Annotated in this window: 13 protein-coding genes; 6 read left to right on the forward strand and 7 right to left on the reverse strand. The window is 43.5% G+C overall.

The features are described 5' to 3' along the window. Positions 1-258: 258 nt before the first annotated feature. The 6 genes from OU683_RS01870 to OU683_RS01895 all read right to left on the reverse strand — a co-directional run bounded on the left by OU683_RS01870 (position 259) and on the right by OU683_RS01895 (position 7,152). Entirely contained in the window at positions 259-513 is a 255-nt protein-coding gene (locus OU683_RS01870) for an acyl carrier protein (RefSeq protein WP_268134581.1), read from the reverse strand. Then, entirely contained in the window at positions 510-1,847 is a 1,338-nt protein-coding gene (locus OU683_RS01875; RefSeq protein WP_268134583.1) for a dihydrolipoamide acetyltransferase family protein, read from the reverse strand. Before OU683_RS01875 ends, OU683_RS01870 begins: the two co-directional genes overlap by 4 nt. Next, complete coding sequence (locus OU683_RS01880) at positions 1,844-2,830, reverse strand: alpha-ketoacid dehydrogenase subunit beta (protein WP_268134585.1); 987 nt, start codon at positions 2,828-2,830, stop codon at positions 1,844-1,846. Before OU683_RS01880 ends, OU683_RS01875 begins: the two co-directional genes overlap by 4 nt. Then, complete coding sequence (gene pdhA / locus OU683_RS01885; RefSeq protein ID WP_268134587.1) at positions 2,827-3,813, reverse strand: pyruvate dehydrogenase (acetyl-transferring) E1 component subunit alpha; 987 nt, start codon at positions 3,811-3,813, stop codon at positions 2,827-2,829. The genes OU683_RS01880 and pdhA overlap by 4 nt, the downstream gene beginning before the upstream one ends. 2 nt (positions 3,814-3,815) lie before the next feature. Then, complete coding sequence (acsA, locus tag OU683_RS01890; RefSeq protein WP_268134589.1) at positions 3,816-5,549, reverse strand: acetate--CoA ligase; 1,734 nt, start codon at positions 5,547-5,549, stop codon at positions 3,816-3,818. Positions 5,550-6,117: 568 nt separating this feature from the next. Next, the gene (locus tag OU683_RS01895) at positions 6,118-7,152 is read right to left on the reverse strand and encodes a zinc-dependent alcohol dehydrogenase family protein (protein ID WP_268134591.1); all 1,035 of its coding nucleotides are present in this window, start codon (positions 7,150-7,152) and stop codon (positions 6,118-6,120) included. Positions 7,153-7,375: 223 nt separating this feature from the next. On the opposite strand from OU683_RS01895, the gene OU683_RS01900 reads away from it, so the two are divergent. From OU683_RS01900 to OU683_RS01920, 5 genes are all read left to right on the forward strand, one after another. Then, complete coding sequence (locus OU683_RS01900; protein ID WP_268134593.1) at positions 7,376-7,819, forward strand: hypothetical protein; 444 nt, start codon at positions 7,376-7,378, stop codon at positions 7,817-7,819. 147 nt (positions 7,820-7,966) lie between these two features. Further along, complete coding sequence (locus OU683_RS01905) at positions 7,967-8,308, forward strand: hypothetical protein (protein ID WP_268134595.1); 342 nt, start codon at positions 7,967-7,969, stop codon at positions 8,306-8,308. Between the two features lie 106 nt (positions 8,309-8,414). Next, positions 8,415-8,918: a hypothetical protein gene (locus tag OU683_RS01910; protein WP_268134597.1), complete on the forward strand. Its 504-nt coding sequence runs from the start codon at positions 8,415-8,417 to the stop codon at positions 8,916-8,918. Between the two features lie 95 nt (positions 8,919-9,013). Further along, positions 9,014-9,970, forward strand: a complete 957-nt coding sequence (locus tag OU683_RS01915) for a calcium/sodium antiporter (RefSeq protein WP_268134599.1) — start codon at positions 9,014-9,016, stop codon at positions 9,968-9,970. 46 nt (positions 9,971-10,016) lie between these two features. Then, positions 10,017-11,321: a dicarboxylate/amino acid:cation symporter gene (locus tag OU683_RS01920; protein WP_268134601.1), complete on the forward strand. Its 1,305-nt coding sequence runs from the start codon at positions 10,017-10,019 to the stop codon at positions 11,319-11,321. On the opposite strand, the gene OU683_RS01925 is transcribed toward OU683_RS01920, so the two are convergent. Next, a complete protein-coding gene (locus tag OU683_RS01925; RefSeq protein ID WP_268134603.1) occupies positions 11,318-11,983 on the reverse strand; it encodes a hypothetical protein in 666 nt (221 codons plus the stop codon). The two genes, OU683_RS01920 and OU683_RS01925, sit on opposite strands and share 4 nt — an antisense overlap. 360 nt (positions 11,984-12,343) lie before the next feature. Here OU683_RS01925 and OU683_RS01930 point away from each other — a divergent pair, with 360 nt between their 5' ends. Next, a complete protein-coding gene (locus OU683_RS01930) occupies positions 12,344-12,469 on the forward strand; it encodes a hypothetical protein (protein WP_255702490.1) in 126 nt (41 codons plus the stop codon).

Here is a 12,469-nt window from a genome sequence, read left to right on the forward strand (position 1 = left end):
ATTAAGGAATGATGTTTATCAGCAATTATTTCTCTCTACTTAAACCCGGTTTTCAGCAGGAGTATTCTGGAAAAAATCTTAATCCATTCGACATATATGTGCTTAGGTATATGAATTTTCTGCTTTTCACTCCAGTTTGAATAAATTATGTTTTGCATCCATGCCCTCTTTGTTACCGCGAAGATTATTTTTTTCAGAAAATGTTTTTGTAATTCTGCAGGAGTGGATGTCAAATTTTGGAAAATAACAGAGATTGGTTTAATTTCCTGCTTTTGATCTTAGCTCTAAATAATCTGTAAGCGATTTTAACGTGGTGGTTTTGCCATAATCTTCTTCAGGAATATCAATTCCCATTTTCTCATTAATGGCCACCAGGAACTGCAGGGCATCAAATGAATCAATGTTGAGTGCCTCCCTGATGTTTTCATCGGGTCCAAGCCTTGTAGGGTCTGTTTCGGGAGCTGTTTTCTTAAGCAGCTCAAAAATGTCCGATCGTATCTGTTCTCGTGTCATAAGGTTTCGGGATTTTGTAAATGGTTATTCAATGCTTCCAGGAAGCGGCTGCCGGTGAGTCCGTCTGTTGCCCGGTGATCACCGGCCAGGGTTACGTGAACAACAGGTCTAAAGGCAAGCATACCCTTTTGAACTACCGGCTCATCGATTATACTACCAAAACCAACAATGGCAACCTGCGGCGGATAGATCACACCAAATACCTTATCGGCACCGTTCTCTCCCAGGCTGGTTAGGGTGATGGTGGACTCACTGAGTTCAGAACTCCGCAGTCTCATCGCCCGGGCCCGGGGAATAATATCATTAAGAGAGATCATAATTTCATCGGTACTTTTAAGATCTGCATTTTTAATGGCCGGCACCAGTATTCCGCCCGACCGCAGGGAAACTACAAAACCAATATTGATCTCATTCTTAAGTTGCAGGCCGTTCTCCCACACCGCATTAAGAGCGGGGGCGCTGTCGATCGCTTTGGCGACGGCTTTGATAAATAGTACTGCAGGCATAAGGCGGGCCGAAATTTCTCTTTGCTGGTTGGTCTCTTTTAACCAGGTCAAAGCCTTCAGCATATCGATCCTCTTTTCAAGATAGTAATGTGGGATCTCCCGGTTGGAAAGACTCATCGCCGCTGCCACCGCTTTTCGAATGGATTCCTGCGGACTTATTCCTGCGGCAGCAGGTTCCGTAGTTTTCTGTTCTTTAACAGGTCGTTCAGGAACCTGTTCTTCGATCTTCTTCTCTAGAGTTTCCTCATGTTTTTCCTCTTTTTTGGCAGCCATGGCTTTTTCCACATCGGCCTTGATGATCGCTCCGCCTTCACCCGTTCCTGTTATCCCCGAGAGGTCCAGCCGGTTTTTTTCGGCGATAGTTCGGGCGAGAGGGGAGATTTTTATCCTGTGTTTTTCTTCGGAAAGTTTCTCTTCGGAAGATGTTTCTTCTGAAGGTTTATCTTTAAAAGATTTCTCTTCGGAAAGTTTCTCTTTGGAAGGGATGTTTACCTTTTCAGAATGCTCTGTAGCCTGTGCTTCTTCCGGTTTTTCTTTTTCCTGAATGGGATGTACCTGCTCTTTAACCTCTTTTGCCGGTACTCCGGTAGTTCCTTCGGGCCTCAGGCTGGCCATAGGTGTCCCCACCGGTACTTTATCTCCTACTTCGATGAGGTATTTATCCAGTATCCCTCCTTCAAAAACTTCGATCTCAATAAGGCCTTTTTGAGTATCTACTTCAGCAATGATATCGCCGGGCTGAAGCAGGTCTCCCGGTTTTTTTCTCCATTCCACCAGCGTCCCTGCTTCCATATCTGCCCCAAGGCTTGGCATTTTAAAGTCTGTCATGGCCGTAGAATTTTTATTACCGCGTTTACTATATCGTCCACCTGCGGTACCGAAGCATTTTCGAGGTGCAGGGGATAGGGAATAGGTACCTCAACCCCACCTAATCTTTTCACCGGGGCATCGAGATCAAAAAAGGCTTTTTCCATGATGCGGGCACTCACTTCTGAAGAAACATTAATTGAACCCCAGGCTTCCTCAACGAGCAAAGCCCGGTGGGTTTTAACCACCGATTCTAAGAAGCACTTTTCGTCCAGTGGCCGTAGGACCCGCAGGTCAATAACCTCTGCGTCTATTCCCTGTTCCGCAAGCTTCTCTGCTGCCTCCATGGATTTATGTACTCCTATGCCGTAGGTAATGATGGAGATATCCTTTCCTTCCCGCCTCACTTTAGCCAGGGAAATATCCATGGGACCTGCATCGGCGGGTATTTCAGCTTCCCTGTTCAGCATAGAGGTGTATTCAAAGATGATCACAGGGTCGGGATGCTCAAGTGCGGTATGCAGCATTCCCCGGGCGTCTTCGTGGGTACCCACCGATAGGACCACCAGCCCCGGTATATGGGCAAACAGAGGCTCCCAGCTGTGGGAATGCTGGGCGGCCAGCTGCTTTCCTATTCCGCAGCTCATTCGTATCACCACCGGAACATTGATCTGTCCGCCCGACATATGTAACATGGTGGCGGCATTGTTCACGATCTGGTCCATGGGAAGGAGTCCGAAATTAACCGTCATTACCTCCACAATAGGTTTCATACCTGCTAAAGAGGCTCCTATTCCCGCGCCTACGAAACCCGATTCAGACAGAGGTACATCCATCACCCGGTCTTCCCCGAACTCCTGTAGCAGACCTTTACTCACAGCAAAGGCACCACCGTAGCGACCCACGTCTTCTCCCATGAGAAAAACCCGCTCGTCATTGGTTAGGGCTTCCCTGATCCCGGCTTTTAGTGCCTCGCGATAGGTTATTTTGATCATTTCACTCATGATGCAGAATTTTGGGTGTAGACAAATTTGCCCAGATCTTCTTCAGGTTCCCAGGTACCGGCTTCAGCAAAATCCACAGCTTTCTGAATTTCCTGTTTAAGCCTTTCTTCCATTTCTCCAATCTGTTCTTCATTTATTAGATTCTCCTTCAGCAAATACTCCCTAAACTGAGGGATGGGGTCCCGCTTTTTCCATTCTTCCACTTCAGCTTTATCACGATATAATTCCGCGTCAAACATGGAGTGCGCCCTAAAGCGGTAGGTGTTGCACACCAGCAGATAGGGATTGCCAGTACTCCTTACCAGATCCACAGCCTTAGTGGCAGCTTCCATCACGCGTAGCAGGTCCATACCGTCTACTGCCGCCGATTCTATACCATAAGCCTGGCCTTTTTTCTCTAGCTCCTGCATGGAGTGAGAATAGCGCAAGGCAGTACCCATAGCATACAGGTTGTTCTCACAAACGAACAGGACCGGAACCTTCCACAGGGAGGCGAGGTTGAGTGCTTCATGGAATTCCCCCTCTGCTGCCGCGCCTTCTCCAAAAAAGCAGACGGTGATATTACCTTTTTTGAGCTTTTTGGAAGCAAGTGCCATACCTGTGGCCATGGGTAGATGACCGCTCACGATTGCATTCCCGCCAAAGAAATTCTTTTCCTTATCAAAGAGGTGCATGGAACCGCCCCTTCCCCGGCTGCAGCCCTCCTGTTTGCCATACATTTCGGCCATGATCGCTCCCGCGTCAACACCCCGGGCCAGGGCATGGGCATGCTCCCGGTAGGTGCCAAGTATATAATCTTCTGGCTTGAGTGTCTGTATAACTCCGGTGGCCACAGCTTCTTCTCCTATGTATAGATGCAGGAAACCCCTGATCTTTTCTTTTGTGTACAGCTCGGCGCTCTTCTCTTCAAATTTTCTCATGAGAAGCATTTGGTAAAGAAGATCGGCTGCCTTTTGGGGTTCAATATTTTTTTGATTTTCCATGATCAGGTTTTTTCTAAAGTGGAGATATCACCTTCGGGCAGACCCAGTTCCCGCGCCTTTAACAGCCGACGCAGGATCTTTCCGCTTCTCGTCTTGGGTACACTTTCAACAAATTCAATTTCTTTGGGAGCTACCGCAGGTCCCATGTGCTTACGGGCAAAACCGGTGATGTCCAGTTTCAGGTCTTCATTGGGTTCATTCCCCGGTTTCAGTACAATAAAGGCTTTAACCAATTCCCCTATAGAGGGCTCCGGTTTTCCTATCACAGCGGCTTCGGCTACGGCATGGTGCCGCATCAGGGTGCTTTCCACCTCAAAAGGGCCTACCATATGTCCGCTTGTCTTTATGATGTCGTCGGCTCTGCCAACGAACCAGAAATAACCGTCTTCATCCATTTTAGCGAGATCTCCCGTGACGTACCAGTCGCCGACAAAACATTTATTGTAGCGTTCTTCTTCATGCAGATAAGTACGGAACAGGGAGGGGAATCCTTTTTTCAGGACCAGGTGCCCCTGCTTCCCATTTTCTTTGATGAACTTCAGCCCGTCTTCAGTCACCTCGGCTGTGGCGGCTTGGATCCCGGGGAGGGGTTTGCCCATGGATCCCGGTCTAACCTGCATGGCAGGATAATTAGCGATCATGATGCCGCCGGTCTCCGTTTGCCACCAGTTGTCCAGGATAGGCATTCCAAAGTTTTTTTCTCCCCAGAGCACTGCCTCGGCACTCAGCGGCTCTCCCACGCTGAGAATCACACGGAGGGCATCCAGTTTAAATTTCTCCCGCGGCTTAATGTCCATCCGCATTAGTCTCCTGATGGCGGTGGGAGCCGTATACCAGATATTCACCTTTTGTTCTTCCAGGATGGAATACCAACGCATAGCGTCGAATTCTTCCTGATCGATAACTGAAGTAACCCCGTTCACAAGGGGCGCAATAATTCCATAGGAGGTGCCGGTGACCCAACCGGGATCTGCCGTGCACCAGAAAATATCGCCGGGATGAAAATCCAGTACATATTTCCCGGTGATATAATGAGTCAGTACCGCCTTGTGAACATGTAGAGCGCCTTTGGGCATCCCTGTAGTGCCGCTTGTAAAATGCAGCAAAGCAGGATCTTCAGGCGAGGTAGGAGGAATTTGAAAATCAGGGGAAGCCTCATTCATAAGCCGCTTCCAGGAAAGGATCTTCTCAGAACGATGTTCTTCAATATCGGTCAGAATGATATTCCGCAGCGAAGGCAGTCTTTCCTCAAGTTGCTTTACTGTCTTTTCATAGATAGCCAAAGTGGTGACCAGGATCTTAGCCTCGCCTTTGTGAAGCCGCTGAAAAACAGGTTCGGGTCCGAAAACTGAAAATAGCGGACAAAAAACAGCAGTACTCTTTAGGGTACCAAGGGCTGTAATATATAACTGCGGAATCCTGCCGGCAAGGCTAAACACTGTCTCCCCTTTTTGGAGGCCAAGCCCGGTGATCACATTGGCAAAACGGGAGGTTTCTTCTTTTAGGCGCAGATATGAAAAATCCTCCCAGGTTTTGTCTTTATTAATAAATCTAAAGGCTACAATTTCTTTTAGCTTACCCTGTGCATGACAATCAACCGCCAGGTGGGTGATATTGTTACCACTTCCTTCAGGGCCGAGATCCAGGTCCCGACCTACTGTCTCCCAGGAAAAGGAAGTTCGTTCCTTTTCATAGTCTGAGAGATTATTGATGATTTTATTTCCTGTAGAGATCATGGCCGTACATTTTAATTTTACAATCACTATTATTAGCCGGAAAATTGAAAGCAGAAATGGGGATTGGTCTCCCAGACTACCTCACACAGATCACCTCAAACAGGTTCCTGCCGTAGATATTAGAAGGGAAAACCTTGGCCGTTGTGAACCTTCCAGGCATTCGAGATCTGCTTCAAAAAAAAATGGGGGGATTGACATTGAAAACTAATTTACGAAGAGAAATAAAAAAAAAGAATGACAATTGTCATTAGGTTTAATTAGTTAGTAATCAGTTTTTTTAAATGATGTGCGCCTTAAGTTGTTAGAATGTAATAAGGCAATTTGATGTATAACTATAAAATGTCAATTTCAGTTTAAATAGTATTTTAAGAACTTTTTGACAGTAGCTTTCAGAGTGAAATTAAAAAATATTGGGATGACACCATTAGACTTGGAAAAAGCCGGCATCAGCGTCCCAAATACACCTGTAAGTGGTGGAGCGAAGCTATAATTGCAATCCTCATCGTGATCCTTGTATGGATGCTTTTTTTGAATTGGAAAGTGGCAGATTCAATTGATCTTGCACCACTTAAGAATTGCTAATCCTTAAAACTTTAGCCCCTTTAATTTTTTTCTGCTTTATTTCCAAAAGTGCCTCATTCGCATTAATAAGTGGATATTCTGTAACTGTAGGTGAAATCCCGGCTTTTACGGCAAGTTGCAGAAACTCCGAAACATCCATTGTTGTAATATTAGCAACAGTCTTTATCTCCTTTTCTAACCACAAATGATCTTGATAAGAAATTTTGGTTAAAATATCGCGGTCAGTATTTTCCTTGCGAATAGCATTGATAACCAGGCGGCCCCCTCTTTGCAGATTTTTCAGGGATTCCAGAACTGGTTTCCAGGCAGGAGTTGTATCTATAATACTCTGCAACTTTACAGGGGGTTGCCCATCTATGTCTCCTGTCCAGCTTGCACCGCATTCCCTCGCGAATTCACGTTCTTCTTTCGTTCGTGAAAAGACATAGATAGCAAGGGAGGGGTGTAAATGTCGCAGCATTTTAATAACCAGGTGTGCCGAGGCTCCGAATCCCATCAATCCAATATTCTCATGGTCTTTTGGAGCGGCAAGTCTTACAGAGCGGTATCCTATTGCGCCAGCACAAAGTAGTGGTGCCGCCTGTAAATCATTAAGTTTTTTTGGAATTCCAACAGCGAAATCTTCCCTAATGCACATATATTCAGCATAAGCTCCATGTGCATCTCTGCCTGAGGCTTTAAAATTTTCACATAGGTTCTCCATTCCCGATGTACAAAAATGACATTTTTGACAGGCAGAAAATATCCACGCGACTCCTACCTTGTCTCCCGGTTTAAATTTCGTGCAGCCACTTCCGCATTTTTCAACCCGTCCCACTCCCTGGTGGCCGGGAATGATGGGGAAAAAAGCAGGCATGGCTCTGCCTTCGATCTCGTCGATTTCAGTATGGCAAACTCCGCAGACATTCAGCTTTAGGAGGATCTCCTTCTCCCCGGGTTCAGGTTTTGGAACTTCAGATAAGACCAGCGGCTGTGGGTCCTGATCCATATCTACCACCTTTTTCAGTAACATCGCTTTCATGATTATGAATATTGAGTGAAAAAACGCGGGGGAGAAAATCCAATCCTGCTAAAATAATCTTTTACAGGCCGGCACTCAATGATAAATATCAATTAATGAGTGTCTTAGGGGTGTCATTCCAAATTCCTGGTGTAATAATAAACCCACCTTTTTTCAAGGTGTTTTTTTGTTTAAATTTTTTTCCCTGAAAAAGCCTATCTTAAACTTTATAAATATCTATACAATGAAAAATTTAATAAGAGTTCTATTTATCATGGTTTTATTGTCGGGCTGTACTTCATCTGATGAAGGTATTCTTTGTGAAACGGGTCCTGTAGGATTAACTTTTGAAGTCATTGATGAAGCTACAGGGGAGAATCTCTTCGAAGACGAATTCAATCCAAATCAACTCCAAATAGAAAATAATGAAGAGGAAAGAGTAGACGTCCGTTTTGAGACTGAGCGAAATGTCTTTAATGTTCTTTTGGGCTGGGAGGCCAAATCTGATACCTATACCGTTACCATCGCTGAAGAAATAGAATTTATTATTGCATTCACCCTGGAAGAATCGAGTAGTGGAGGTTGTACTTCTACTAAGCTTACATCATTAGAAACAACTGGTGCCACTTATGAATCACAGGGGACAAATGATGTAACGACCATTTTTGTGAGCAACACAGCTGAGTGAAATTTTCCTTTTACAGCTTAGTTTATCCGGTTCCTTAAGGTACCCGGTGAAACCGTCCAAAAAAAAATTTCATCTGTAGATCGAGCGATGTTTTTTTAACATAACTATGTATTACATTTGATCATGAAAATGCTGAAAAAATCTATTATGAATTTGAGGGTAAAGCTCTTCTTGCTGATGCTTCTGGGTAGCACCTGCTCTCTTTTTTCGGCCAGTTTAGACCTTCCTGTTAATCAGGTACAGGAAAAGGAGCAGGAGGCAGAAAGCCATGACCTGTTAGGTGAGCAGATTACTTCTTTGTTTGATTCTATACTCCCTACCCACAAAAATCTCCTTTTTTCAAGCGGTGGTTATAGTACAGGAATTGATTTTGAAGCTCATATCCTTAACCATACTTTTACTTCCCTTAATTACATTAAGCGCTCCCGTTTCATTATTCCTGGTCTGGGAGTAAAGGAGGTAATTTTCCCGTTTCATATTTTTCTCTAGGGTTTCAGTCCAGAAGTCGTGTATTGGTGCTTAGTACCATCATTTGTGTCGTCCTTTTAGAATAGACACTAAAATTTTTTACATGAAACTTAATGATTGAACTTATATGAAACTTGATATATTGATTGTGGATTTTGCCATGCTGGCATTAGTGTTTGTACCTTATCTTATTTTCATCCTTATTGGGAAAAGAGAAGAACGTAATTTGAAAAATACATTTTTAGAGGAGGCCCGGAAACTTCGTCTTCGGCTTGACGAGAAGGATAATTGGAATAATAATATAATAGGGCTGGACAAAGAAAAGACAACTCTTCTACTGGTACAAAAGAGAAGAAACGGGTTGTTGACAGAAGTTATAGACCTTCGGGAAGTGCGGGCATGTGAATTGCTCCAGGAGGTGCAGGCGGTAAGAATTGAAAAAAGGAACGAACAGATCCTTCAAAAGATTGATCTGCAGTTGAAGTTGTACGATGGTTCCTTTAGAATCATAAAATTGTACGACTGTGAAGAGACTTACACTCAGGACTATGAATTGAAACATGCAGAGAAATGGAATAACACAATAAATTCCTTTATAGCTTTTCGTCCTACCATTAATTCTGCAGCATAGCCACAAAAAACTTTAGGAAGAGACAATCTTCACTGTCTCTTCCCAATTTCACCTTTTTCCTTTATTCTTTTAACTAAAAAATTTTATCATATTTAATGATACTACAAAGTTTACTTCTCATTGCCGGTCTCTTATTGTTGATCAAAGGTGCAGACTGGCTGGTAGAGAATTCTTCTGCATTTGCCCGTAAAAAAAGAATATCCGATCTCGCCATAGGTCTTACTATTGTTGCTTTTGGAACTTCGGCTCCAGAGCTTGTTGTCAACGTGGTAGCTGCCTATCAGGGGCATGAGGAAATAGTGTTTGCAAATGTTATAGGCAGTAATAATTTCAACCTGTTTTTTATCCTTGGCGTGGCAGGATTGATCTCTCCTTTATTGGTACAGCAAACTACTGTGTGGAAAGAAATTCCAATTTCCTTACTTGCTGCAGTAGTGCTTTTTTTCCTGGTCAATGATTTTTTTGTAGATCAGGAAAGTTCTTTGAGCAGGTGGGACGCTTTGGTTTTGATTTTATTCTTTCTGGCTTTTCTTTTTTATGTCTATAAGCAATTAAAAGATGTCCCTTCAACCTCTCGGGGTTTAGAAAAGGACAAGTCAAATACCAGAATCTTCGGGTTTATTATTCTTGGACTTGCAGGTTTGATCCTGGGAGGAAGGCTGGTGGTTGAAAGCGCTATGCAAATTGCAGGAACTCTTGGGGTGAGTGAGAAGATCATTGGTATTACCATTGTTGCCGCCGGTACTTCTTTGCCCGAGTTAGCCACTTCTGTTATTGCGGCCTTTAAGAAGAACAATGATATTGCAGTAGGTAACATTATTGGCTCCAACATTTTTAATATTTTCTTCATTCTGGGATTAAGTGCCCTGGTAAGACCTATTGGATACAATGCCGTTTTTAACAACGATCTGTTTCTCCTGTTTGGAGGTACGGCTCTGTTGTTTCTATTTATGTTCCTTGGTGGGAAGAGAAGGCTCGAAAGATGGGAAGCAGGTGTTTTGCTCCTGATTTATCTGGTCTACACCACCTACCTTGTTCTTAAAGAGATATAAAATCTGTGGATAAGGCAGGTTTTTAATATAAACAACTTCTGAAGTCATGGATAAAAAAAATATCCCAATGCACTGGAAGATTCTTATTGGAATGAGTCTGGGTGTATTTCTGGGGCTGGCGTTGGCGCAGTTTGAATGGGGTCCCTCTTTTGTCCGGGATTGGATTAAACCTTTCGGTAATATATTTATAAATGCACTGAAGCTAATTGCTGTTCCTCTTATCCTGGCTTCGCTGATCAAAGGTGTCTCCGACCTGAAAGACCTTTCTAACCTTTCAAAAATGGGATTTCGAACGGTCTTTACTTTTGTTCTCACCACTATAGTGGCAGTTTGTATAGGTCTTCTTCTGGTAAACCTCATTAAACCCGGTGCTTCGATTTCTGAAGAGACAAGACTGGACCTCCTTTCAAGTTATGAAACTGAGGCTTCTACAAATATTTCTAAAGCTGTTGTACAGCAGGAGACCGGTCCGCTCCAGGGAATAGTGGATATTGTGCCCGAAAATTTTATGGGAGCAGCTGCAGATAACAGAAATATGCTTCAGGTGATCTTCTTTGCCCTAATGGTAGGAGTGGGATTAATTCTTATTCCCGGGGATACGGCAAAACCGGTTAAGGAATTCTTTGATGGTTTAAATGAGGTGATTCTTAAAATGATCGATATCATCATGATGGCTGCGCCTGTTGGTGTTTTTGCTCTCTTGGCGACTCTGGTGATTGATTCCCCCAGCCTTGACCTATTTGCCGCTCTTGGTATGTATGCCTTCACTGTTATTCTTGGATTGCTCTTAATGATTGGCGTGTATGGCTTAATGGTTTATTTCTTTACCCGAAGATCCCCACTTTCTTTTTTTAAAGGAATAGCTCCTGCTCAATTACTGGCTTTCTCGACAAGTTCCAGTGCTGCAACTCTTCCTGTAACTATGGAAAGGGTAACCGAACACCTGGGGGTGCCAAAAGAAGTTGCCAGTTTTGTGCTTCCGGTTGGGGCAACCATAAACATGGATGGTACCAGTCTCTACCAGGCAGTAGCAGCAGTCTTTATAGCCCAGGCATTTGGACTCGATCTTTCTTTGGGAACTCAATTAGGAATAATTCTAACGGCTACGCTTGCCTCAATAGGATCGGCGGCAGTACCGGGAGCAGGAATGGTAATGCTGGTAATTGTTCTTGCACAGGCAGGAATACCCGAGGCAGGACTGGCTTTGATCTTTGGAATTGACAGACCTTTGGATATGTGCAGGACCGTGGTGAATGTCTCCGGAGATGCCGCAGTTTCGAGCTTAGTGGCAAAAGCTGTTGTTTCCAGTGATAAACTTGCTAAAGCCCAACTGGAGGAAGTGCAGGTTTAGCCTTTTGGAGAGAATATGGAATTCATTTCCAGGTCTGCATAGTTGATACTCCTGTCTTTTAAAAGAACTACCTCTCCCTCTTTATTTGTAGGAAAACCCGGATCAATATGACGGTCTATAATAACAGAATTGTTATTAGTGATCACCCAAAAGGATTTGATTGTCCCATTTCCCGGTTTCCTGAGCCAGATATATTGATGCCATTGTTTTCTATTTGCTTCATACTCAAGATGAACAGCTGCTTCCTTGCCGGGCAAAGGTATTTCAAAGGCTGAAGGATTATGAGGTTTTAGAGTTCCAAGATCTGTAAATTTTACATCCTGGCTGTATAGCGTATCCTTAGACAAAGAATAGTCATAATGAACCTTTCTTCTTACTTTGAGATTTTGAATGGGATCTTTTCCATTGAGGGTGATAAGTACCATGGCAATAGAATCCTGCATCTTTGAAATAATATTGGCCTGGGGATAACTATAGACACCCCGGGATCTAAGCTCTTCGGAAAGCTGCTGATTCTTGTTTTCGAGGATTCTTATTTCTTCAATTCTTTTCTCCAGTTGATCTTCGGCGTTGATACTTCCTTTTTTCATGCCCAGAAGAAAAGCAGCTGTCGCCAATCCCAATAGGATTATTGCCCAAACAAAGTCTGAATTTATCTTCATTGGATAAAGTGGGAATTTTAATACAATATATGCTTTAATTAGTTCGAACCCATATACAAACTGAAATTTCTCCGGGGAGCTGAAGGCCCGGATACAAATAACTTGGGAAGCACATAATTATTAAGTCGTTTCTCGCGTATCAATCGCTTTTGTGGCTGTGATGAACCCACAATGAATCACTGCACCGGTATCATTTGTAAAGGGTGTAAAAAATGTAAAGTAAAACAACCTTCATAATATAATATCACACTTGAATTAAGATTTTGGTTTCCAAACAATTACGAAAGATGGTTGAAAAATTATTTTCAACATTCGGTGCGAAATGGCATCCAATTTGCAGATAGAGGAGAAAAAGGATCTATGTCTAAAAAAGATATCATAAAGCTTATCAAAAACTCCGATGTTCCCTGTATTGGACTTTTTGTGCTGGCGGCTGTGGCAGGAATAGTCCTTATTCTTTCCCTTCACAGATTGTGGTTCTTTTGA

Origin of the sequence: Salinimicrobium sp. TH3, from assembly GCF_026676115.1 — a bacterium.
Taxonomy (GTDB): domain Bacteria; phylum Bacteroidota; class Bacteroidia; order Flavobacteriales; family Flavobacteriaceae; genus Salinimicrobium.

Coding starts and splice junctions, on each gene's coding strand:
- OU683_RS01900 (WP_268134593.1), top strand. CDS start 7,376: ATGAAAAATTTAATAAGAGTTCTATTTATCATGGTTTTATTGTCGGGC.
- OU683_RS01880 (WP_268134585.1), bottom strand. CDS start 2,830: ATGAGTGAAATGATCAAAATAACCTATCGCGAGGCACTAAAAGCCGGG.
- OU683_RS01905 (WP_268134595.1), top strand. CDS start 7,967: ATGAATTTGAGGGTAAAGCTCTTCTTGCTGATGCTTCTGGGTAGCACC.
- OU683_RS01915 (WP_268134599.1), top strand. CDS start 9,014: ATGATACTACAAAGTTTACTTCTCATTGCCGGTCTCTTATTGTTGATC.
- OU683_RS01925 (WP_268134603.1), bottom strand. CDS start 11,983: ATGAAGATAAATTCAGACTTTGTTTGGGCAATAATCCTATTGGGATTG.
- OU683_RS01910 (WP_268134597.1), top strand. CDS start 8,415: ATGAAACTTGATATATTGATTGTGGATTTTGCCATGCTGGCATTAGTG.
- OU683_RS01920 (WP_268134601.1), top strand. CDS start 10,017: ATGGATAAAAAAAATATCCCAATGCACTGGAAGATTCTTATTGGAATG.
- OU683_RS01875 (WP_268134583.1), bottom strand. CDS start 1,847: ATGACAGACTTTAAAATGCCAAGCCTTGGGGCAGATATGGAAGCAGGG.
- OU683_RS01895 (WP_268134591.1), bottom strand. CDS start 7,152: ATGAAAGCGATGTTACTGAAAAAGGTGGTAGATATGGATCAGGACCCA.
- OU683_RS01870 (WP_268134581.1), bottom strand. CDS start 513: ATGACACGAGAACAGATACGATCGGACATTTTTGAGCTGCTTAAGAAA.
- pdhA (WP_268134587.1), bottom strand. CDS start 3,813: ATGGAAAATCAAAAAAATATTGAACCCCAAAAGGCAGCCGATCTTCTT.
- OU683_RS01930 (WP_255702490.1), top strand. CDS start 12,344: ATGTCTAAAAAAGATATCATAAAGCTTATCAAAAACTCCGATGTTCCC.
- acsA (WP_268134589.1), bottom strand. CDS start 5,549: ATGATCTCTACAGGAAATAAAATCATCAATAATCTCTCAGACTATGAA.